Source organism: Micromonospora sp. SYSU B005 (assembly GCF_055362685.1).
Map to the genome: position 1 here is coordinate 507,599 of NZ_JAXCFU010000001.1, position 21,671 is coordinate 529,269.

Here is a 21,671-nt window from a genome sequence, read left to right on the forward strand (position 1 = left end):
GGTGGCCCCGGGGGGGGGGGGGGGGGGGGCTGGGGGGGCGGGGTGGCTTTTGGGTGGGTGGGGGGGGGGGGGGCCCCCCCCCCCACCCGGCTCCGGGCGGTCAAGCTTGATCCCTGCGCCGGTTGCGGTGGGGCCACACCTGTCGTGGGCGGCCAGCACCCGTGGGTTGAGATTTCCCTCTGGGTGCTCGGTCGACGCCGGGTGCTCTTGTCGGTGCTCTCAGCGGGCTGAGGTGGTGGCCCGCACCCAGGGCAGGGCCAGGCGCTCGACCAGGCTCAGCGCGGCGTAGAGCACGATGCTCATCAGCGCCACCAGCACGATCGCCGCCCACGCGGTAGCGGTGTCGCCGACGCCGTTGTACTGGAGGATCTGGTAACCCAGGCCCGGGCGGTCCGAGTAGAACTCCCCGATCACCGCGCCGATCGCGGCGAGCGGCATGGCCACCTTCAGACCGACGAAGATCTGCGGCAGCGCCGCCGGGAAGCGCACCTTGCGGAACGACTGCCACCACGAGGCGTTGAGCGACCGGCCCAGCTCCGCCAGATCCGCCGGGGTGGTGGTCAGCCCGGTCGCGGTGGAGAGCACGATCGGGAAGAAGCAGAGCAGGAACACCATGGTCAGGATCGGCTTCTGCCCCCAGCCCACGGCTACCACGAGCAGCGGCCCGAACGCGATCTTCGGGACCGCGTTCACCGCCACCAGCAGCGGCGCGAACATCCGTTCCACCCGGCTGGAGGCGGCCAGTGCCATCCCGATCAGCACCCCGGCCACCGACGAGAGCAGGAAGCCGAACACCGTCATCCAGGTGGTGATGCCCAGCGCGGGCAGCAGCACCTCGGTGGTGCCGGCGAGGGACTTCCCCACCGCCTGCGGCGGGGGCAGCGCGGCCGGGTGCACCAGGTTCAGGCCCGAGGTGACCAGCCACCAGGCCGCCACCGCGATCACCAGGCCGAGCGCCGGCAGCCCGACCGCCGCCGGGCGTACGGCGACCCCGCGCCGGACCGCCGGGCGCGGCAGCGCCTCCGGCCGGGCCTCGGTCGACTGTGTCAACGTGTCCTCCTCTCTGCGCCGGTCGGTGTGACCGGCACGCGAAGGGGGTGCGCCCCACCGGGGTGTCCGGCGGGTCGCACCCCCGTTGGCCCGAGCGGGCCGGTCAGGCCTTCGGCGCGAGGCTGAAGTCGATGATCTGGTCCGGGGTGAGGTTCTGCTTCAGCGCACCGGCGCCCTGGAGCAGCGCGATGCTCTTGGCCACCCGGCCACTGTCCAGCGTGCCGATCGCGGTGCCGGAGTTGCTCGACCGCACGTACGCGGCCATCAGCTGAAGCTCGGCGGACGCCGCGGCCGGGACGGCGGCCGGCACGTTCTTCTTCAGGATCTCGGCCGCCTCGTCCGGGTTGGCCAGCGAGTACTCCAGGCCCTTGAGCAGCGCGGCGGTGAACTTCTTCACCATCTCCGGCTTCTCCTTGGCGATCTTCGACGAGGTGATCAGCGCGTTGCCGTAGAGGTCCTGCATCACGTTGCTGTACGGCAGGACGACCGGCTTCTTCTTGGTCACCGTCTCCACCGTCGGCTGGCCGACGACGAACTGGCCGATGCCGTCCACCGAGCCCGAGCCGAGCATGCCGATCAGGCCCTGCGCCTCACCGTTTACCCAGGTCACCTTGCTGCCGTCGATGCCGGCGAGGCGCGCGTACGTCGGGAAGAGGTTGCGCACGACGGACGTCGGGGTGTCGGCGAGCTTCTTGCCCTCGAGGTCCTTCGGGGTGGCGATGTTCTTGCCCTCGACCGTGACGATCGCGGCCATGGTGCGCTGCTGGATCGCGGCCACCGCCACGAAGTCCTTCGCCTGGCCGTTGCCGAGCTGGAGGATGCCACCGGTCAGGTCGATCGGGCCGAAGTCGGCCTGGCCGCCGGTGATGGTCTGGATCACGGAGCCGGTGCCCTGACCGGGCTTGATGTCGACGTCGAAACCGGCCTCCTTGAAGAAGCCCTTGTCCTTCGCCACCCAGGCGTAGGAGTCACGCCCGAAGTTGCCGAACGAGGTGAGGTACGTCACCTTCTCCAGCGCCGCGCCGTTGCCGCCGCCGCTCTCGGACTTGTCCGAGTCGCTGCTGCAGCCGCCCACCAGGGCGAGGGCGGTGGCCAGAGCCGCGGCGGCGACCGTACGGGTCAGCCTTCTCATCAGTGCACCATGTCCTTTCCGACCAGGACTTCTTCGCCGGTCGGGTCGTGGGTCCGACGGGGTCGGCAAGTGGGTTCGGCCGACTGGACCGTCGTGAGGGGACTCTTCGCGCGCAACAGCGTACGAGAAGCCGGATGACCTGCCGCCGCCGTCCCGGTTGCGGAACGGAAACGAAGTTGCGTGACGGAAAGCGGACTGACGTCCACCCCGGACAGTGCTATAAGCACCGTCCGCTACGCTAGCCCGGCTCGCATTCGGACGACGTGGAAGGGAGCCGGCGGAAGATGATCCGACTGTCCGGGGTGTCCCGCACCTTCGACGGCCGTTCGGGACGGGTGGAGGCGTTGCGCGGCATCGACCTCGACGTCGCCGAAGGCGAGTTCGTCGCCGTCCTCGGCCGGTCCGGCTGCGGCAAGTCCACGCTGCTGCGCATGATCGCGGGCCTGCTCCCGGTCACCGGCGGTGAGATCACCGTGGGCGGTACGCCGATCACGAAGCCCCGCCGCGACGTGGCGATGCTGTTCCAGCGGCCGGCGCTGCTGCCCTGGCGCTCGGTGCTGGACAACGTGCTGCTGCCGGTGGAGATCTTCGGCTGGCGCCGCGCCGAGCACCGCGACCGGGCCCGCCAGTTGCTGGAGATGGCCGGGCTGGGCGGCTTCGAGAAGCGCCTCCCGCACGAGCTGTCCGGCGGCATGCAGCAGCGCGTGTCGCTGTGCCGGTCGCTGGTCGGCTCGCCCCGGGTGATGCTCATGGACGAGCCGTTCTCCGCGCTCGACGCGCTCACCCGCGAGGAACTCTCCGGCGAACTCCAGCGCGTGCACATGGAGACGAAGGCGACGATCGTCTTCGTCACCCACTCGATCGACGAGGCGGTGCTGCTCGCCGACCGGGTCGTCGTGCTCAGCCCGCGCCCCGGGCGCATCCGCGAGGTGGTCGAGGTGAACGTCCCCCGGCCGCGCACGCTGGGCCGCCACGAACACCTGGAAGACGTCGCGCGGATCAGCGCCGAGCTGCACGAACTGCTGATGGAGCGGGACGCCCCCGGCGTACCCGTCGGAGGCCGGTGACCATGCGGGTCTCGGTGTTCACCGAACCCCACCGCGGTGCGGACTACGACGACCAGCTCCGGTTCGCCCGGCTGGTCGAGGAGACCGGCTTCGAGGGCTTCTTCCGGGCCGACCACTATCGGGCCATGGGGGACGAGCCGGCGCCGCCCGGCCCCACCGACGCCTGGCTGACGCTCGCCGCGCTGGCCCGGGAGACCTCCCGGATCCGCCTCGGCACGCTCGTCACGTCCGCCACGTTCCGGCTCCCCGGGCCGCTCGCCGTCATGGTCGCCCAGGTCGACCGGATGAGCGGCGGCCGGGTCGAGCTGGGCATCGGCGCCGGATGGTACGAGCGCGAGCACACCGCGTACGGCATCCCGTTCCCGCCGGTCAGCGAGCGATTCGACCGGCTCGCCGAGCAGCTGGAGATCGTCACCGGCCTGTGGCGCACCCCGGCCGACGAGACGTACAGCTTCACCGGTGAGCACTACCGGCTGGTCGACGCGCCCGCGCTGCCCAAGCCGGTGCAGCAGCCCGGCCCGCCGGTGATCGTCGGTGGCCGGGGACCGAAGCGCACCCCCGAGCTGGCCGCCCGCTACGCCGACGAGTTCAACATGCCGTTCAAGAGCGTGGCCGAGACCGCCGCCGCGTACGAGCGGGTACGCGAGGCGTGCGACCGCGCCGGGCGGGACGCCTCCGGCCGCGCGCCGCTGACACTCTCCGCCGGCATCGTGGTGGCGATCGGACGCACCGACGCCGAGGCGCAGCGCCGGGCCGCGCCGCTGCACGTCTCCAGCGCGCTGCCGCCGGAGGACCCGGTGGTCGGCTCCCCCGCCCAGTTGGTCGACCGGATCGGCGAGTTCGCCGCCATCGGGGCCACCCGGGTGCACCTGCGCCTGATCGACTTCGACGACCTCGACCACGTGGAGCTCATCGCCGCCGAGGTGCTCTCCCGACTGGACGGACCACGATGACCGAACTCTCCGCCGACCTCGAACTCGGCCCGGTGGGCCAGGAGATCGTGTACGAGAACGACCGCGTACGCGTCTGGCACATCCGGCTGGAGCCGGGTGAGCGGCAGCCGCTGCACCGCCACGACCACCCGTACCTGGTGGTGGCCATCCAGGGCGCCAAGAACGTGGTGCAGACGATCGACGGCACCACCATCGACGCCGACGAGCCGACCGGCGGCGTGGTCTACCGCGACCCGGGCGCGGTGCACATGCTCACCAACGTCGGCGACACCACCTACCTCGCGCGCCTGGTCGAGCTGAAGTAGCCACACCGGCGGGTTCGCCGCGCCGCGCGGCGGCAAGGTGGCGATCGGGGTCACCGGGCCGTAACGTGCCCGACATGGCCTTTCGGACGTGGGGCAGGCTGCTGCTCACGGCGCTCGGGGTGAGCGTACTGGCCGGGGCCGGCCAGTTGGGGATCGCGTACGGCTTCGGAGTCGTACGCCTCGACGGCGCGTTCGTGGACGTCTCGGTCAACCGGTGGCCCGCCCAGCTCGTCTGGGTGGGCTGGTTCGCCGCTGTCGCCACGGTCGCCGGAGCCGTCCTCACCGAGCGCTTCGCCCGCCGCGACGACAGTCCCGGCGGCACCACCGAACTGCTCTCCATCGCCGGCGTCAGCGCGCTGGGCGCGATGGTGGTCGCCCCGCTGTGCATGCAACCGGCCCGCGCGGCCGAGCTGGGCGGATCCGTCGACCCGGTCTGGGCCGCCGGCATCTGCGCCGCCCTCGGCGCGGTCGTCGGCGCGGGCGCGGCGATCGCCGTCCTGCTCAAGCCGCCGTTCGGCTGGGGCGTGGCGATCACCGCCGGCATCGTCTGGCTGCTGGCGCTGCTCTCCGTCGCACCCACGATCGTCGCCAACCGCCCGCTCGCCACGGTACGGCTCGGCGTCCTCGAACCCTCCTGGCTCGATCCGGAGGCGGCCCAACGCCTGTCCATGCTGCTGCTGCCGGTGCTCGCTCTGCTGGCCGGCGGCGCGGTCGGCGTACTCGCGCGCCGGGCCGAATGGCCGCCGCTGGTCGGCGGCGCGGCCGGGGCGGCCGGTCCGGTGCTCGTCGCGTTCGCCTACCTGACCGCCGGTCCCGGCTCGGCGACCGACCGCTACCAGGTCGCGCCCTACTACGGCGCGCTGATCGCCGTGATCGCCGGTGCGCTCGGCTCGACCGCCACCACCGTGCTGCCCCGCCCGGTCACCGCCACCGGCGACCCCGACGCGGTCGAGGCCACCGACATCCTCGCGCCGCTGCCGCACTCGTCCGCGCCGGGCGTCCCGGCCGCCCCGCCCGAGCCTCCGATGACGAGCGGCGCCGCCGCGCCCGCGCACTGGAACTGGCCGGAGCCCGGCGGCTCGGCCACGGCGACGGCCGGCACCGATCTTCCCGCGGCCGGCCGGCCGGCCCTCGCGGATCTGCCCGCCGTCGATCAGCAGGCAGTTGCGGAACGGCCGGTGGGTGAGCGCTCGGCCGTCGCCGACACGGGCCACGGCCAGCCCATGCCGGGTCTACTGCCCCCGGGCCGCCGGACCTCGGCCATCGACGTCCTCGCCGCGGGCCGCCCCGACCCGGGCACGGGCACGGGCACGGCCCACGCGGGCAGCACCGGCGAGGCGGCCACCACGGACCGTGCGACCACTCTCGACCCGGCCGTCGCCGGTTCCGAACCCGCCGATGGAGCGTCCGGGCAGGCGACAGCCGCACCGACCGACAGCGGGGCCGTCTCCACCACGTCGGCCACCGGCTCCGGCTCCGCAGCCGGGACCGACGGTGCCGCACCGGAAGCGGCGGCGACCGCGCCCCGGGTGACCCGGCCGCGCCGCACCCGCGCCGGCCGGTCCGCCGACCCGATCGACGGACCGGCGTCACGCGCCGACGGCATCACCGCACCTCGCCCCGCGGACGTCTCCTCCCCGAGCGCCGGTGCGGGCACCACCTCGAACGAGACGTCACCGGCCACCGCCGAGGGCCAGGTGCCCGGCCCGCGTACGGATGGCGGCGCACCCGCCGGACCGGTCGCGGCCGAGACGGACAGCGCCGTCCCCGCCGGACCAGCCACTACCGACGCGGGCAGCGCCACCCCCGCCGCGCCGCCGGCCGAAGCCACCGGCCGCTCCACCCGCTCCCGGCGTCCCCGCGCCTCGAAGGCCGGACCGCGCGCCACCGGCCCGGCCACTCCCGAGTTCGACCCGGCCGACGCCGCACCGACGACGGCGGGCGGGCAGGCCGAAGCGGTGCCGACGAAGACCAGCGCCCAGGACGGCTCGTCCGACGCCGCGCCGACGGCGACCGGCCGCCGGACCCGGCCGGCACCGGACGCCACCGACACCGCCCCGATCCCCCAGGCCGCGAACCCGGCCCGGAACGACGCGAGCGCCGCCTCGGCACCGGACCGCACGGACTCTGGCGCGCCTGACGGTTCCCTCGGCAGCCCGGCTCCCCGTGCCGACTCCAACGAGGTCGCGTCGCCGGGGCGTACCGGACGCAACTTCTTCTTCGACGACCCGGCGCCGGTCCCGTCGCCCCGGCCCCGGTTCCCGATGTTCGAGGACGTGACCGGGGCGCCCGGCGAGGTGCGCCCGGCCTGGCCGATCACCCCGGCGGGCCGCCCGCACCGCGCGACCACCGAACCGGACGCACCGGCTCGGGACGCCGCGGAGGCGAACGTCCCGGCCGAGCCGGCGCCGCGTCCCCGCCACCGGGGCCTGCCCGAGCCGGGCGCGAGCACCGGATGGGACGCGCTCGCCACGAACGCCCGCCCGGCAGGGCCACTCACCCGGCCCGAGGCGGGGAAGCCTGTCGCCCGGCCCGCGACGACCGCCGCACCGGGCGAGGCGGGTGCCGCGCTGCCGGACACCACCGCCGCACTGCCGGAGGCCACCGCCACGGAGACGGAGGCGGACTCCCGGCGCGGGCGGCACGCCGGACCGGACGACGCCGACGCGTCCGGCGGGAAGTCGAAGCCCCGGCGCGGCCTGTTCCGGCGCAACCGGGCCAAGGACGAGCCGGAGCCGGCCGAGCGGACGGCCGAGCCGACCACCGCTGCCGACGACGAGTACGTGGACTGGGTGGCCGGTCTCGCCTCGGACGACAACGCCGACGACGCCCGCTCGCTGCGGACCGGACGGCACCACCGCGACTGAACGACGGCCGGGGCGGACCGGGTCGAAACGGCCCGCCCGGGCCTCGCTCACGCCAGCGGCAGGTACACCCGCGATCCGGAGGCGACGAACTCCTCGGACTTGCCGCGCATGCCCCGCGCCGCGTAGTCCTTCAGCTCCTGGGTGATCTTCATGGAGCAGAACTTGGGCCCGCACATCGAGCAGAAGTGCGCGGTCTTCGCGGGCTCGGCGGGCAGCGTCGCGTCGTGGTACGCCCGCGCGGTCTCCGGGTCGAGCGCCAGGTTGAACTGGTCGGACCAGCGGAACTCGAACCGGGCCTTCGAGAGCGCGTCGTCCCACGCCTGCGCGCCCGGGTGCCCCTTGGCCAGGTCGGCCGCGTGCGCGGCGATCTTGTACGCGATCACGCCCGCCTTCACGTCGTCGCGGTCCGGCAGCCCGAGGTGCTCCTTCGGGGTGACGTAACAGAGCATCGCGGTGCCGAACATGCCGATCATCGCCGCGCCGATCGCGGAGGTGATGTGGTCGTACGCGGGCGCGACGTCGGTGGTCAGCGGCCCGAGCGTGTAGAACGGCGCCTCGTGGCACCACTCCTGCTGGAGGTCCACGTTCTCCTTGATCTTGTGCATCGGCACGTGCCCGGGGCCCTCGATCATCACCTGCACGTCGTACTCCCAGGCGACCTTCGTCAGCTCACCGAGCGTGCGCAGCTCGGCGAACTGCGCCTCGTCGTTGGCGTCCGCGATGGAACCGGGGCGCAGGCCGTCACCGAGGGAGAACGTGACGTCGTACTTCGCGAGCAGCGAACACAGCTCCCGGAAGTTCGTGTAGAGGAAGTTCTCCTCGTGGTGCGCCAGGCACCAGGCCGCCATGATCGAGCCGCCCCGGGACACGATCCCGGTGACCCGGTCCACCGCCAGCGGCACGTACGGCAGCAGCACCCCGGCGTGCACGGTCATGTAGTCGACGCCCTGCTCCGCCTGCTCGATGACCGTCTCGCGGAACACCTCCCAGCTCAGCTTCACCGGGTCGCCGCCGACCTTCTCCAGCGCCTGGTAGATCGGCACCGTGCCGATCGGCACCGGCGCGTTCCGCACGATCGCCTCGCGGGTCTCGTGGATGCGCTTGCCGGTGGACAGGTCCATCACGGTGTCCGCGCCCCACCGGGTGGCCCAGGTCAGCTTCTCCACCTCCTCGGCCACCGACGAGGTGACAGCCGAGGTGCCGATGTTGGCGTTCACCTTCACCAGGAACGCCTTGCCGATGATGGCCGGCTCGCACTCGGGGTGGTTGACGTTGAGCGGCAGCACGGCCCGCCCGGCCGCGATCTCGTCCCGCACGAACTCCGGCGACACCGACTCCCGGATCGCCACGAACTCCATCTCCGGCGTGACGATCCCGGCCCGGGCGTACGCGAGCTGAGTGGGACGGGTTCCGGCCAGCGGCGTGCCCGCTCCGCGTACCGGGGCCACGTCCCCGCGTTCGGCGATCCACGGTCCGCGCAGCGCGGGCAGCCCCACCTCCGGGTCGGAGCCGGGACCGGAGGTGTCGTAGAGCCGTACCGGAGGGTTGTCCCCGGTCAGCGTCACCTCGGCGAACGGCACCCGGATGTCCGGGCGTGACCCTTCCACGTACACCTTGCGACGTGCCTGCATGACAGCCTCCCTGTCGCTCATGCGGACCAGCCGAAGTGGTCCAGCGGGCCGCGTCCCGCGCCCAGCTCCCAGGTCCGCGCGCCGGTCAGCGCGCGGGTGACGTACTCCTTGGCGGCCGCCACCGCGACCGGCACCGCGTCGCCCGCGGCGAGCCGGACCGCGACGGCGGCCGAGAACGAACAGCCGGTGCCGTGGTTGTGCCGGGTGTCCACCCGGGGCGCGCGCAGCAGGCGGGTCGTCCCGCCGCCGGCGAGCACGTCCACCGACTCGCCGTCGGCGTCCACGTCGCCGCCGGTCACCACCACGAACGCCGGTCCACGCGCCGCCAGCGCCTCGGCCGCCGCGACCATCTCCTCGACGGTGCCCACCGGGCCTCCGGTGAGGGCCGCGGCCTCCGCGCAGTTCGGCGTCGCGACCTCCGCGTACGGCAGCAGCCGCTCGACCGCCTCCACCACGCCGAGCCGGTGCCCGCTCGTGGCGACCAGCACCGGGTCGACGACCAGGTGCGGCAGCCGCCCGGCCCGGGCCGCCTCGGCCACCGCGTCGGCGACGGCCGGGGTGCCGAGCATCCCGGTCTTCACAGCGCGCACGTCGAAGTCGCCGAGGACGCTGTCCATCTGGTCGCGCACTGTCTGCGGGGGCAGCGGCAGGACGGCGTCCACGCCCCTGGTGCTCTGCGCGGTGACTGCGGTGAGAACTGTCGTGCCGTACGCCCCGAGCGCGGCGAACGTCTTGAGGTCGGCCTGGATGCCCGCTCCCGCTCCGGAGTCGGAGCCGGCGATGCTCAGAACTGTTTTCGGCGTCACTTGTCTTCTCCGGTGGTTGCGGTTCAGGGCTGCGGCCGACCGTGCCCACTCCGGGCGGTCAGGCTTGATCCCTCCGTGGTCACGGTCGGCCGCAGCCCTTCTCGTGTGGGCCTTCGTCGGATCGCGCGGGGTGGGTGCGCGCCACACGGGTGGCCGCCTCCTGGAAGGCTCTGCCCAGCGTGGTGGCGGTTTCGGTGGGGTCGTTGGCGCGCATGACGGCTCCCAGGACTGCTACTCCTGTTGCGCCCGCTTCAACGCAGGCCGCTACCTGAGCTGCCGTTTCGATGCCGCCGAGGGCGAGCACCGGGACCGGGCTGGCTTTCACCAGCGCGGCGAGTCCGGACTCCCGAAACGCCGGGCCGTAGCCGGGCTTTGTCTGTGTCGCGTAGACCGGGGACAGCGTCGCGTAGTGCTCGGTGGTGAGCCGGGCCAGCTCGGCGGTGTCGTGGCAGGAGCGGCCGACGAGTCCGACGGCGGGTGGCGGATACGGGCCGGCCGCGGGCAGGTGCACCGCGTCCCCGTCGAGCGGGTCCGGTCCGGCCACGATCAGCGTGCCGTCCACCTCGGCGAGGATCGCGCGCAGGTCGACGGCGAGCGCGAGGCGTTCGGCGCGGGGCAGGTCCTTCTCCCGCAGCACCACCCAGCGCACTCCCCCGCCGACGGCACCAGCGACCACGTCGACGAGCGGTCCCCGAGCGACCCGTCGATCGGTGAGCACGACGACCCCGGTCGGACCGGCGTAGATCTTGTTACGCGGCCGTCCCTCCACGGGCGCCTCCGTACCAGGATCCGCAGCGCGTACGGCGGTCACAGGTCGGGCCGTCCCTCGTCCGAGGTGGACGGCAAGGCGTGGAAGCGGCGGGTGATGCGGCCCGCGCCGTACGCCAGGCGGCCGGCCTCGACCGCGTACCGCATGGCCGTGGCCATCGCCACCGGGTCGGCGGCCCGGGTCACGGCGCTCGCCAGCAGCACCGCGTCGCAGCCCAGCTCCATCGCCAGGGCCGCGTCGGAGGCGGTACCGATGCCCGCGTCGAGCACCACCGGCACGTCCACGGCCGCCCGGATCAGCCGGATGTGGTGCGGGTTGCCGATGCCCAGCCCGGAACCGATCGGCGACCCGGCCGGCATCACCGCCGCGCAGCCCACGTCGGCCAGCCGCCGGGCCAGCACCGGATCGTCCGAGGTGTACGGCAGCACTGTGAACCCGTCGGCCACCAGTTCCTCGGCGGCGCGCAGCAGCTCCACCCCGTCGGGCAGGAGCGTGCGCTCGTCGCCGATCACCTCCAGCTTCACCCAGTCGGTGTCGAACGCCTCCCGGGCCAGGTGCGCCGTCTTCACCGCCTCCACTGCGGTACGGCAGCCGGCCGTGTTCGGCAGCAGCCGTACGCCGCACCGCTCCACCAGGTCGAGCAGGCCGCCCGACCCGCCGGGCGTGGTGTCCACCCGGCGCAGCGCCAACGTCACCAGCTCGGTGCCGGAGGCGCGGATGGCCTGCTCCAGCACGTGCAGGTTGGCCGCGCCGCCGGTGCCGAGGATGAGCCGGGAGCCGAACGTGACCCCACCGATCTCAAGCGTGGACATCCTGCTCACCCGCCCTGGGTGGCGCTGAGCACCTCGACCCGGTCGCCGTCTCGCAGCACGCTCGCCGACCAGCCGCCGCGCGGCACCACCTCGCCGTTCACCGCCACCGCGAGCCCGCGCTCCCGGTCGGTGACGGTGCGGACCACCTCGGCGACGGTGACGCCCTCGGGCAGCGTCCGGCCGGTGCCGTTGACGATCAGTTCCACGTGCGCTCCTTCCCGAAGCGGTCCGGGGTGAAGGGGACGAGCGCGGGATCCGGCTCGCCGGTGACGATCAGTTCGGTGACCAGGTCGGCGGTGACCGGGGTGAGCACGATGCCGTGCCTGTGGTGCCCGGTCGCGGCGAGCACGCCCGGCCGCCCGGGCAGCGGCCCGATGATCGGCGCGTTGTCAGGCGTACCGGGGCGCAGCCCCGCGACGGCCTCCACCAGCTCGTACTCGACGAGTTCCGGCACCAGCTCCGCGGCGGCGCGCAGCAGTGTCAGCACGCCACCGGCGGTGACAGCGGTGTCCGCGCGCTCCTCGACCGTCGCCCCGACCACGACCTCTCCGCTGTCCCGGGGCACCAGGTAGACCGACTCGCTGTCCGCGTACCCCCGGATCACGTGCCGGAAGCCCGGCGGACCGCCACCCGGCGCGCGCAGCCGCAGCACCTGGCCCTTGACCGGCCGGACCGGCAGGCCGGTCAGCGCCGCCGCGCCGCATCCGGCCGCGACCACAGTGATCCTTGCGTCCACCTCGGACAGCGCGCCGACGCGGGCCGGACGCAGCTCCACCCCGGCGCGCTCGGCGGCCGTGCGCAGCGCGACGACCAGCCGCCGCGGGTCGACCTGGTGGTCGCCGGGCGCGACAGCGCCGCCGCGCACGCGCGGCGCCAGCGCCGGCTCGCGGTCGCGCAGCTCCGAGGGGCGCAGCGGCGTGATCGGCAGTCTCAAACCCCGTTGGTACGACCACAGCCGCCCCGCCTCGGCCAGGTCGTCGGCGGTGAGCCCGACGACGAGCGTGCCCTCGGTGCGGTAGCCGACGTCGACGCCACTCGCCCCGGTCAGCTCGGCCGCGAAGCCGGGCCAGCGCGCGGCGGACTCGACGAGGAGCGCGGTCAGTTCGTGCTCACCGAAGTACGCCTCGGCGACCGGCGACAGCATCCCGGCGGCCACCGACGAGGCACCCGACCCGGGCCGGTCGTCGTGCACCACCACGCGCAGCCCGCGCTGCGCACAGCGCCACGCGATCGCGAGTCCCACCGGCCCGGCGCCCACCACCGCCACGTCGGCCGGGCTCATCGCGTCAGCGCCCGCAGCAGTTCGGCGGTGGCGTGCGCGGGATCGGCGGCCAGGCTGAGCGCGCCGACCACCGCCACCCCGTACGCCCCGGCCGCCCGCAACGCCGGCACGCTCGCGGCGGTCACCCCGCCGATCGCGATCACCGGCACGCTCACCGCCTCGGCGACCGCGCGTACCCCGTCGGGGCCGATCGGGTCCGGCAGGCCGGACTTGGTGGTGGTGGCGTGGCACGGGCCCACGCCCAGGTAGCTCGCGCCCGCGTCCACCGCCGCGCGGGCGCCTACCGGCTCCCGGGCGGTCGCGCCGAGCACCGCGTCCGGGCCGAGCACCCGGCGGGCGGCTGCGACCGGCAGGTCGTCCGCGCCGACGTGGCCCCCGGCGGCGTCCACCGCGAGCGCCACGTGCAGCCGGTCGTTGACCAGGCACCGCGCTCCGTACGGCCGGCACGCCTCGGTCACCCGGCACGCCAGCTCGTACGCCTCCCGGTCGGTGGCGTCGTCCTCCACGCGCACCTGCACGACGAGGTCGGCGCGCGCGACGGGCAGGGCGGCACGCAGCACGGCGAGCGGGTCACGCCCCGGCCGGGTGTCGGTGATGAGATGCAGTCGTCCCAGGGACAGCACGGCAACGCTCCTCCCTGCGCCGGCATTACCCGGATCAGGTTCGACGGTCGGGGGCTCCCAGCCCCCCTCTCAGCCCGGTCCGCACCGGGCTCCCGTGGGTCACTTGCGGCCTACCGTACGACGCCTCCCGCCCGTACGGAAGCCCGGGTGAGGTTTTTCCCAGGAACCAGCCGTCCGCCGGATCGGGGCAGCGGGTGACCGTCCCGTCACGACACGCTGCCGGGATGGCCGTTCCCGCCCGCGTTCCGCGCCGCCTGGCGATCGTGCCGTTCCGGGGCGGCAGTGTCGTCTCCGAAGGGCTGCTCACCTGGACGATGCTGCGCGGGCCGGCGTGGATCCGCCTGCTGCCGGACGTGTACGTGCACCGGGACGGATACCGCGCCGACGACCACCGGATGTGGTGCGAGGCGGTGACGTTGCGTCTGCCGCCGGATGCCGTGCTTGCCGGGCGCAGCGCCGCCTGGGTGTACGGCGTGGACGTGCTCACCCGCGACGCGCCGGTCACAGTGGTGCTGCCGCCTGCTGCTCGACTGCGACCGCACCCACGGTTGCGGGTGGTCCGTTCGCCGCTGCCGGAGCAGGATCGCACCCTCGTCGGCGGGCTACCGGTCACCACCCCGCTGCGTACCGCGTTCGACCTGGGCCGCCACGGCACCCGCGTCGAGGCGTTGGTCGCCGTCGACGCGCTGCTGCGTCGCCGGGTCGTGAAGCTGCCCGCCCTGCGGGCCTACGCCGCCGACCGGCCGGGTTGGCCGGGTGCTCCGCTGCTGCGCGAGGTACTGGCGGTGGCCGAGCCGCTGAGCGAGTCCCCGATGGAGACACGGTTGCGGCTGCTCCTGCTCGACGCCGGCCTCGGCCCGCTCACCGCCCAGCACGAGGTTCGCGCCGGCGGACGCTTCGTGGCTCGGGTGGACCTGGCCTGGCCGGCTCTCCGCCTCGCGGTCGAGTACGACGGCGACCACCACCGGGAGCGGGCGCACTTCCGGCGGGACGTGGCGCGCCTGAACGCGCTCCGCGCGGCCGGGTGGGTCGTGCTCCGGTTCACCGCCGACGACGTGCTACGCCGCCCCGACGCCACAGTGGCCCTGGTGCGCCAGGCCCTGGCAGAACGTCGCGCCATCGAGACGAACCACTGATCCGTGCCCGCAGCCCCGGCCCGCCACCCGCCGCCTGGCCGGTCCGGTCCGGGCCGCCCGAGACGCCACGGGCGTCAGAAGGCCCGCCCGCAGACACCTATGGCGTTCCACTCGCGACTGAATCTGGCGACGAGTGGAACGCCATGGGTGTTTCAAGGCCCTTTTGACACCCATGCCGTTCCACCCGTCGTGAGCGCTGCCTCTGAGTGGAACGCCATGGGTGCCTCCGCGCGCGGGCGGCCACGGTGGGTGCACGCCGACACGCGGACGGATCCAACGCACGAGCGGGCGCGTCGGTACCGGCGGGGACGGTCAGAGGATGGCGTCCAAGGCGTCGAGGTCCTCGTCGCTGGGCTGCCACGTCCCGGCTTCGGCGTTCGCCTTCACCTGCTCGGGGGTCGTCGCGCCGGCGATCACCGACGTCACGGCGGGACGGGCGGCCAGGCCGCCGATGGCCACCTGGAGCATGGTGATGCCGCGCTCGGCCGCGTACGCCTCGATCGCCTCGATGACGTCCCAGCGCGCGGCGGCCAGCCGCTCGGCGTACCGGCCGCCACCGGCCAGTCGGCTACCAGCCGGGGGCGCCTCACCGCGCTTGTACTTGCCGGTGAGCAGCCCGTTGGCGAGCGGGAAGAACGGCAGCATGCCGAGGCCGAACCGCTCGCAGGCGGGGATCACCTCGTCCTCCACCCCGCGTTCCACAAGCGAGTAGTGGTTCTGCGCGGAGATGAACCGGGTACGCCCCTGCGACGACGCGGTCCAGTCGGCGTCGGCGATCTGCCAGCCGGCGAAGTTGGAGTTGCCCAGGTAGCGCACCTTGCCGGCGGTCACCAGGTCGTCCAGCGCGGCGAGCGTCTCGTCGATCGGGGTGCCCGGGTCGGGCTCGTGCATCTGGTACAGGTCGATGTGGTCGGTGCCGAGCCGGCGCAGCGACGCCTCGACCGCGCGGGCGATGTAGCGGCGGGCGCCCCGGGCGCCGTGGTCCGGCCCGTTCGCGCCGTTCATGTCCATGCCGAACTTGGTGGCCAGCACCACGTCGTCGCGGCGGCCCTTGAGCGCCTGGCCGAGCAGTTCCTCGGAGGCGCCCTGCGGCTCGCCGTAGATGTCGGCGGTGTCGAAGAAGTTGATCCCGGCGTCGAGCGCGGCGTCCACCACCGCCCGGGTGCCGTCGAGGTCGAGTTTGCGGCCGAAGTTGTTGCAGCCGATACCGACCACTGACACCACGAGCCCGGAGTCGCCCAGCCGGCGATAGGTCATCTCACTCACGAGATCCACCCTATGCCCGCTGCCCGGGTGTCATCCGGGCAGCGGCAGCACCTCGGCGGCCAGCGTTCGGGCGGCGGCGATCGTCGCCGCCAGCTCGGACGGGGTACGCCCCACCGCGCCCAGCAGTTCCTGCGCCCGCTCGGCGAAGTCCGGCGGCGCACCAGGCAGGCGTCCGGCGGACGTGATCATGCCCTTCTCGTTGACCAGCCACCGTCCGGCCCGGCCGTGCAGCGCGTGGACCAGCACGCCGACCACCCGGAACAGGCAGCCCGCCACGTAGCCGGCGTCGCCTCCGGCCGCGCCCTTCGCCGCGCCGTCGAGCAGCAGCCCGGTCTCCCAGCCGCCGGCGACCAGCGCGGCGCCGAGCGCGGGCGGGTAGTCGACGGTCTCGGCCCGCAGCGCGGTCAGCTCACCGCTCGGGTCGCCGAGCACCCGCCCAAGCGCCACCTCCCCGGCGTACGCGTGCGAGTAGAAGCCGAGCGGGTGCCCGGCCTGCGCCTCGACCGTGTAGCGGCCGGCCCGGCAGTCCGCCCACACCCGGTGCACCCGGTCCAGGTCGCGGTAGATCCAGTCCACTGCGACGCCGCCGACACGCAGCCAGCCGCCCCCGTCGACCCACGGCCCCCAGCCGCCCGGTGCGGTGAGGTCCACCGGCCCGTCGGCGATCGAGGCGGCCACCGCGCGCAGCCCGGCCAGGTCCGGCGTACCCCGGTAGTAGAGGCCCAGGTCCCAGTCGGAGTCGGGCCGGTGGTCGCCGCGGGCGCGGCTGCCGCCGAGCGCCACCGCGACCACGCCGTCCACCGCGCACAGCCGGTCGGCCAGCTCCCGGTCGATCACCCCACGTCCCAGACCGGCTCCGGCGTCTCCACCACGTCGCCGTCGCCCCGGAACAACACGAACCGGTCGAAGGTACGGGTGAACCACCTGTCGTGTGTCACAGCGACCACAGTCCCCTCGAACGCGGTCAGCCCGGCCTCCAGTGCCTCGGCCGAGGCCAGGTCGAGGTTGTCCGTGGGCTCGTCGAGCAGCAGCAGCGTCGCCCCGGACAGCTCCAGCAGCAGCACCAGGAAGCGGGCCTGCTGCCCGCCGGAGAGCGTGCCGAACCGCTGGTCGCCCTGGCCGGCGAGCTCGTACCGGGACAGCGCCGCCATCGCGGCGTGCCGGTCCATGCCGGCCCGGTGGTCGTCGCCGCGCCACAGCACCTCGACGAGCGTCTTGGCCATCAGCTCCGGCCGGTCGTGGGTCTGCGAGAAGTGCCCGGGCCGGACCCGCGCGCCGAGCCGCACCACGCCGCCGTGGGCGACCGGTGCGAGCGCGCCGGCACCGTCGACTGGAGTGTTTCCCGGCTCCGGGTCGGTGCCGCCGCGGGCCAGCAGGCGCAGGAAGTGCGACTTGCCGGTGCCGTTCGCGCCCAGCACCGCGACCCGGTCGCCGTACCAGAGTTCCAGGTCGAACGGGTACGTCAGGCCGTCCAGCTCCAGCTGCTCGGCGATGACCGCGCGCTTGCTGGTCCGCCCGCCGGTCAGGCGCATCCGGATGTCCTGGTCCTTCGGGGGTACGGGCGGCGGCCCGGCCTCCTCGAACTTGCGCAACCGGGTCTGCGCGGCCTGGTAGCGGGACGCCATCCCGTCGTTGTACGCGGCCTTCTGCTTGTACATCAGCATCAGCTCGCGCAGCTTCTGGTGTTCCTCGTCCCAGCGTTTGCGCAGCTCGTCGAGGCGGGCGTGCCGGGCCACCCGGGCGTCGTGCCAGCTCGCGAAGCCGCCCGGGTGCACCCACGCGCTGCCGCCCTCCACCGCGACGACGCGGTCGGCGGTCTGCGCCAGCAGTTCCCGGTCGTGCGAGACGTACAGCACGGATTTGGCCGACTCGCGCAGCCGCCCCTCCAGCCAGCGTTTGCCGGGTACGTCGAGGAAGTTGTCCGGCTCGTCGAGCAGCAGCACCTCGTCCGGGCCGCGCAGCAGCAGTTCCAGCGCGAAGCGTTTCTGCTGGCCGCCGGAGAGCGTGCGGACCGGCCGTTCCCGGGCGCTGTCCCGTGGCAGGTCCAGCACGATGGTGGCGACGGTGTCGAAGAGGACCTCCGCGTCGTACCCGCCGGTCTCGCCCCAGGCGGCGAGCGCCTCGGCGTACGCGAGCTGGGTCTTCGCGGCGGCGGAGCTGTACTTGCCGCGTACCTCGGCCGCCCGCATGGCCGCCTCGGTCTCGGCGAGCCGCCGCCCGGCGTTGCGCAGCGCCGGCGGCGCCAGCGACAGGGCGAGGTCGGCGAGCGTGGACTCGTCGCCGATCATGCCGATGAACTGCCGCATCACGCCCAGCCCGCCGGAGCGGGCGATCGCGCCGGTCTTGACCGGCAGGTCACCGGCGACCATCCGCAGCAGCGTGGTCTTGCCGGCGCCGTTCGGGCCGACGAGCGCCACCTTCGCGCCCTCACCGACCCGGAACGACACGTCGCTGAACAGCTCACGCCCGTCCGGGAGGATGTGCCCCACTCCTGCCACGTCCACGTATCCCACGCGGGCATCCTGCCCGAGCCGGGTCGGTGGACGACACCGGTTTACCGGGTGACCCGCAGCACCCGGTAGCCCTTCTGGCTGGCCTGCCGCTCGACGGACCAGCCCTGCTCCATCAGCCAGCGGTGCAGCGAGTCGCCGCCGAGGTGCCGGGCGACGACCAGCCAGGCCACTCCGTCCGGGGCGAGCCGGGGCAGCCAGCGCAGCAGCAGGCCGTGCAGTTCCGCCTTGCCGATGTGGATCGGCGGGTTGGACCAGATCTGGGTGAAGGTGACGTCGTCCGGCAGGTCGTCGGGCGCGACGGCGCGTACCCGGTCGGCGGCGCCGACCCTTGCCGCGTTGTCGGTGGTGAGGGCGCGGGCGCGCTCGTTGACGTCCACCGCCCAGACGGTGGCCTTCGGCGCGACAGTGGCGAGGACGCAGGTGATCGGGCCGAAGCCGCATCCGATGTCGAGCAGCGCGCCGGTGACGTCGGCGGCCGGCAGGTCGGCCTTGCGCAGCAGCACGGCGGTCCCCGGGTCGAGCCGGTCGGCGGAGAAGACGCCACCGGCCGAGCCGAGTGTGTAGTCGCGCCCGGCGACTGTGAACTCGACCTCGCGCGGGCGGGCCGGGGTCGAGGGTTCAGCGGTGAAGTAGTGGTCGCCGGTCACGCAGGCATTCTCGCACCGGGCCGGGGCGGTTCCGGCGACGGTGTCACGGGCAGGGCCGGACGCCACTCCACCAGAATTTCCCGATATTACCCCTGAAAGGGACAATCAGTCCTACTCTATGCCACATGGTGTACCGGTACGAGTCCGATGAGGACGCCTTCCTGGAGTACCCGAAGCCCGGGTCGGCCCCCACCGGGCCCGCAGCCACGCCTCCGCCCGCGGGTCCGTCACGCTCCCGCTTCCCCACGCCGTCGCTGCCCCCGCCGCCGCGCCCGCAACCGGCGCTGCCGCCGGCCGGCGCGGCCGAGCAGGCCGACCCCGACGGGCAGGCGGTGGCGGACGACACCCGCGCACCCGTTCCGGCACCACCGGCCCCGGCGCCGGCACCCGGACGGCCCGCGCCACCACGGGAGCCGTCCCCGGTGCCGCAGCCCGCGCCGCCCATGCCCGCGCCCGTACCGGCGGCGGTGAACCGGCCGACGGTGCCGATCCCGGCCAGCCCCACCGCCCGCGCCGCCGACGTCTCCGAGCTGCCCCGGACCCGGCGCGCCGAACGCCGCGGCGGCGGGCGGTTCTGGCAGACGCTCGTCGGCGGTGCCGCCGTCCTGCTGCTGCTCTCGCTCACCGGGCTCGCCGTCGCGGCTCTGCTCGACGAACGCACCGCCACGCCCCCAGCCGGCCAGCCGACCCCGCAGCCGACCGAGTCGAGCACCCCGTCCGGTGCCACCGACCTGGACTCCCGGGACACCGACCAGGCGTCGCTCACCGCCACGGAGGTCTTCCCGACGAAGGATCTGGTGGTCACCGACGGAAAGCCCGCATACCGGGTGCTGAAGACCCAGGCCAGCACGAAGTGCCAGGTAGCGGCCACCGGCGAGATCGCCGACCTGCTGGTCCGGCTCGGCTGCAACCAGGTCGTGCGGGGCACGCTCCGCTCCCCCGACGGCGACCACCTGATCACCGCCGGCCTGTTCAACCTCACCGACGTGGCCACCGCCCAGCGCGTACGCGACCGCATCCGGCCGCTGCTCGACGCGCGCCAGGGACGGTTCCGTGGCATGGCGGCCGGCGACGACACCGACGCGGTGGAGAAGGCCGCGGCCCGGGTCGCCTGGCAGGTACGCGGACACTACGTCGCCTACTGCCTGGTCACCCGCGCCGACGGGGAACGCATCCCGAGCGACGACGCGGCCGCCCGCGAGATCATGTACGACATGGTCGAGCTGCACCTCAACCGGGGTGTGCTGGACCGTCGCGCGGCGGCCGGCACGGCCGGTCAGCCCGACGCGGAGTCGGCCGGGGACAGCGCCGGACAGCGGGGCACGGACTGAGGCGGGCTCAGCCCTCGGCCACCGGCACCCGCAACCGGCGGGTCTCCTCGGCGCGGCGGGCGTACTCGGCCGGGTCGGCCGGGTAGCCCACAGCGACCAGGGCGAGGCCGTGCGCCGGCGCCACTGTCACCTCGCTGGAGCGCTCACGCCGGGTCAGCAGGCCGGCCGGCCACTGGACCGGCCGCCGCCCGTCACCGGCCACCAGCATCGCCCCGACCAGGCTGCGCACCATGTTCTGGCAGAACGCGTCGGCCTGCACGGTGGCGACCAGGATCCCGTCCGGGTCGCGCCGCCAGTCCAGCCGGGTCACCTCGCGCAGCGTGGTGGCGTTCTCCTTGCGCCGGCAGTACGCGGCGAAGTCGTGCTCGCCCACCAGCCCGGCGGCGGCGGCGTTCAGCGCCGCCAGGTCCAGCGGCTTCGGCCAGGCCAGGGTGTCCCCGCGGCGCAGCGGCTCGGCGCCCCACGGTGCGTCGGTGACCCGGTACTCGTAGCGCCGGAACGTGGCCGAGAAGCGGGCGTCGAAGTCGGCGGGCACCTCGGTCATCGCGCGTACCCGGACGTCAGGCGGCAAGAGCCGGGCCAGCCGGCGCAGCAGCCGCCCCTCGTGCTCCCGCCACACGGGAGTCGGCAGGTCGAGGTGGCATACCTGCCCGGTGGCGTGCACCCCGGCGTCGGTACGCCCGGCCACCGTCAGGCCGGTCACCGTGCCCGCGCCGAGCACCAGGTCCAGCGTCTGCACGAGTACGCCGGCCACGGTGCGCCGGGTCGGCTGGGGCGCCCAGCCGGAGAAGTCGGTGCCGTCGTACGAGACGTCCAGCCGCAGCCGGGTCCGCTCGTCCACCTCGTACCTCCTGTCGACGGCGACGGGCCCGGCACCCCCGAGGGGATGCCGGGCCCGGTCGAGCCTGATCTCAGGCCTTGTCGTTCTCGGTGGCCTCGTCGCTGTCCTCACGGGCGGCGGCGGTGTCACCCGACGCGGAGACCGGCGGCTCGGCGTCCTGGTCACCGGCGCTGGAGCGCGGGGTCTCCTCGGCCGGGGCCAGGGCCTCGACCTTGTCCTGCTGCGCGGCCTTGCGGGCGGCGGTCTTCTTGTTCGCCTTCGGCTCGGCGACCTGAAGCTCCTCCACCAGCTCGATGATCGCCATCGGAGCGGCGTCACCCTTGCGCGGACCGGTCTTCACGATCCGGGTGTAGCCACCGTTGCGGTTGGCGTACCGGGGCGCGATCTGGTCGAACAGGGCGTAGACCACGTCCTTGTCCTTGACGACGCCCAGCACGCGGCGGCGCGAGGCGAGGTCGCCGCGCTTGGCCTTGGTGATGAGCTGCTCGGCCAGCGGACGCAGCCGCCGGGCCTTCGTCTCGGTGGTCTGGATCTTGCCGTGCTGGAACAGCGCAGTGGCCAGGTTGGCCAGCATCAGCCGCTCGTGCGCGGGGCTGCCGCCGAGGCGGGGGCCCTTGGTGGGCGTGGGCATGCTTGGTGC

Annotated in this window: 21 protein-coding genes and 1 riboswitch; of the genes, 6 read left to right on the top strand and 15 right to left on the bottom strand. The window is 74.1% G+C overall.

All coding sequences use genetic code 11. From position 1 onward, the window contains the following. Positions 1-219 precede the first annotated feature (219 nt). On the bottom strand, positions 220-1,017 hold the full coding sequence (locus SM452_RS02345; RefSeq protein ID WP_262013265.1) for an ABC transporter permease: 798 nt from the start codon (positions 1,015-1,017) through the stop codon (positions 220-222). 136 nt (positions 1,018-1,153) lie between these two features. Further along, positions 1,154-2,182, bottom strand: a complete 1,029-nt coding sequence (locus SM452_RS02350) for an ABC transporter substrate-binding protein (protein ID WP_262013076.1) — start codon at positions 2,180-2,182, stop codon at positions 1,154-1,156. Positions 2,183-2,466: 284 nt separating this feature from the next. On the opposite strand from SM452_RS02350, the gene SM452_RS02355 reads away from it, so the two are divergent. The 4 genes from SM452_RS02355 (at position 2,467) to SM452_RS02370 (ending at position 7,374) form a co-directional block, all read left to right on the top strand. Further along, positions 2,467-3,249 carry an ABC transporter ATP-binding protein gene (locus tag SM452_RS02355; RefSeq protein ID WP_194801410.1) on the top strand — a complete coding sequence of 261 codons (783 nt, stop codon included), beginning with the start codon at positions 2,467-2,469 and terminating at the stop codon, positions 3,247-3,249. A 2-nt stretch (positions 3,250-3,251) separates the two neighbouring features. Beyond that, a complete protein-coding gene (locus SM452_RS02360; protein WP_463839383.1) occupies positions 3,252-4,202 on the top strand; it encodes an LLM class F420-dependent oxidoreductase in 951 nt (316 codons plus the stop codon). After that, positions 4,199-4,507 (top strand): cupin domain-containing protein, encoded by a 309-nt coding sequence (locus SM452_RS02365; protein ID WP_013288595.1) that lies wholly within the window; start codon positions 4,199-4,201, stop codon positions 4,505-4,507. The genes SM452_RS02360 and SM452_RS02365 overlap by 4 nt, the downstream gene beginning before the upstream one ends. Before the next feature lie 74 nt (positions 4,508-4,581). Beyond that, positions 4,582-7,374, top strand: coding sequence for a hypothetical protein (locus SM452_RS02370; RefSeq protein ID WP_463839222.1), 2,793 nt, complete (start codon positions 4,582-4,584; stop codon positions 7,372-7,374). A gap of 47 nt (positions 7,375-7,421) precedes the next feature. On the opposite strand, the gene thiC is transcribed toward SM452_RS02370, so the two are convergent. The 7 genes from thiC to thiE all read right to left on the bottom strand — a co-directional run bounded on the left by thiC (position 7,422) and on the right by thiE (position 13,294). Continuing rightward, a complete protein-coding gene (gene thiC, locus SM452_RS02375) occupies positions 7,422-9,005 on the bottom strand; it encodes a phosphomethylpyrimidine synthase ThiC (RefSeq protein WP_463839223.1) in 1,584 nt (527 codons plus the stop codon). Positions 9,006-9,022: 17 nt separating this feature from the next. After that, a complete protein-coding gene (thiD, locus tag SM452_RS02380; RefSeq protein ID WP_013288598.1) occupies positions 9,023-9,811 on the bottom strand; it encodes a bifunctional hydroxymethylpyrimidine kinase/phosphomethylpyrimidine kinase in 789 nt (262 codons plus the stop codon). A gap of 79 nt (positions 9,812-9,890) precedes the next feature. Next, positions 9,891-10,580 carry a thiamine phosphate synthase gene (locus SM452_RS02385; protein WP_463839224.1) on the bottom strand — a complete coding sequence of 230 codons (690 nt, stop codon included), beginning with the start codon at positions 10,578-10,580 and terminating at the stop codon, positions 9,891-9,893. Between the two features lie 38 nt (positions 10,581-10,618). Next, positions 10,619-11,392, bottom strand: a complete 774-nt coding sequence (locus tag SM452_RS02390) for a thiazole synthase (protein WP_262013080.1) — start codon at positions 11,390-11,392, stop codon at positions 10,619-10,621. 5 nt (positions 11,393-11,397) lie between these two features. Then, entirely contained in the window at positions 11,398-11,598 is a 201-nt protein-coding gene (gene thiS, locus SM452_RS02395) for a sulfur carrier protein ThiS (RefSeq protein ID WP_013288601.1), read from the bottom strand. Beyond that, positions 11,589-12,674: a glycine oxidase ThiO gene (gene thiO / locus SM452_RS02400; RefSeq protein ID WP_463839225.1), complete on the bottom strand. Its 1,086-nt coding sequence runs from the start codon at positions 12,672-12,674 to the stop codon at positions 11,589-11,591. The genes thiS and thiO overlap by 10 nt, the downstream gene beginning before the upstream one ends. Further along, entirely contained in the window at positions 12,671-13,294 is a 624-nt protein-coding gene (thiE, locus tag SM452_RS02405) for a thiamine phosphate synthase (RefSeq protein WP_463839384.1), read from the bottom strand. The genes thiO and thiE overlap by 4 nt, the downstream gene beginning before the upstream one ends. Beyond that, positions 13,292-13,403, bottom strand: a riboswitch (TPP riboswitch). It overlaps the preceding gene by 3 nt. A 118-nt stretch (positions 13,404-13,521) precedes the next feature. On the opposite strand from thiE, the gene SM452_RS02410 reads away from it, so the two are divergent. Continuing rightward, positions 13,522-14,433: a DUF559 domain-containing protein gene (locus tag SM452_RS02410; protein WP_463839226.1), complete on the top strand. Its 912-nt coding sequence runs from the start codon at positions 13,522-13,524 to the stop codon at positions 14,431-14,433. Positions 14,434-14,745: 312 nt separating this feature from the next. Here SM452_RS02410 and SM452_RS02415 read toward each other — a convergent pair whose 3' ends face one another. The 4 genes from SM452_RS02415 to SM452_RS02430 are packed head-to-tail and all read right to left on the bottom strand — an operon-like array spanning position 14,746 to position 18,859. Then, positions 14,746-15,708: an aldo/keto reductase gene (locus tag SM452_RS02415; RefSeq protein WP_355506183.1), complete on the bottom strand. Its 963-nt coding sequence runs from the start codon at positions 15,706-15,708 to the stop codon at positions 14,746-14,748. Between the two features lie 21 nt (positions 15,709-15,729). Then, a complete protein-coding gene (locus SM452_RS02420) occupies positions 15,730-16,536 on the bottom strand; it encodes a nucleotidyltransferase family protein (RefSeq protein ID WP_355506181.1) in 807 nt (268 codons plus the stop codon). Beyond that, positions 16,533-18,212 carry an ABC-F family ATP-binding cassette domain-containing protein gene (locus SM452_RS02425; RefSeq protein WP_463839227.1) on the bottom strand — a complete coding sequence of 560 codons (1,680 nt, stop codon included), beginning with the start codon at positions 18,210-18,212 and terminating at the stop codon, positions 16,533-16,535. The genes SM452_RS02420 and SM452_RS02425 overlap by 4 nt, the downstream gene beginning before the upstream one ends. Before the next feature lie 41 nt (positions 18,213-18,253). Next, on the bottom strand, positions 18,254-18,859 hold the full coding sequence (locus tag SM452_RS02430; protein WP_463839228.1) for a class I SAM-dependent methyltransferase: 606 nt from the start codon (positions 18,857-18,859) through the stop codon (positions 18,254-18,256). 125 nt (positions 18,860-18,984) lie between these two features. Here SM452_RS02430 and SM452_RS02435 point away from each other — a divergent pair, with 125 nt between their 5' ends. Further along, positions 18,985-20,190: a hypothetical protein gene (locus SM452_RS02435; protein ID WP_355506175.1), complete on the top strand. Its 1,206-nt coding sequence runs from the start codon at positions 18,985-18,987 to the stop codon at positions 20,188-20,190. 7 nt (positions 20,191-20,197) lie between these two features. Here the strand turns inward: SM452_RS02435 and truA are convergent, their stop codons facing one another. Further along, positions 20,198-21,031 (bottom strand): tRNA pseudouridine(38-40) synthase TruA, encoded by an 834-nt coding sequence (gene truA, locus SM452_RS02440; protein WP_355506173.1) that lies wholly within the window; start codon positions 21,029-21,031, stop codon positions 20,198-20,200. A gap of 70 nt (positions 21,032-21,101) precedes the next feature. Further along, positions 21,102-21,662 (bottom strand): 50S ribosomal protein L17, encoded by a 561-nt coding sequence (gene rplQ, locus SM452_RS02445; RefSeq protein WP_355506170.1) that lies wholly within the window; start codon positions 21,660-21,662, stop codon positions 21,102-21,104. Between the last annotated feature and the right edge of the window lie 9 nt (positions 21,663-21,671).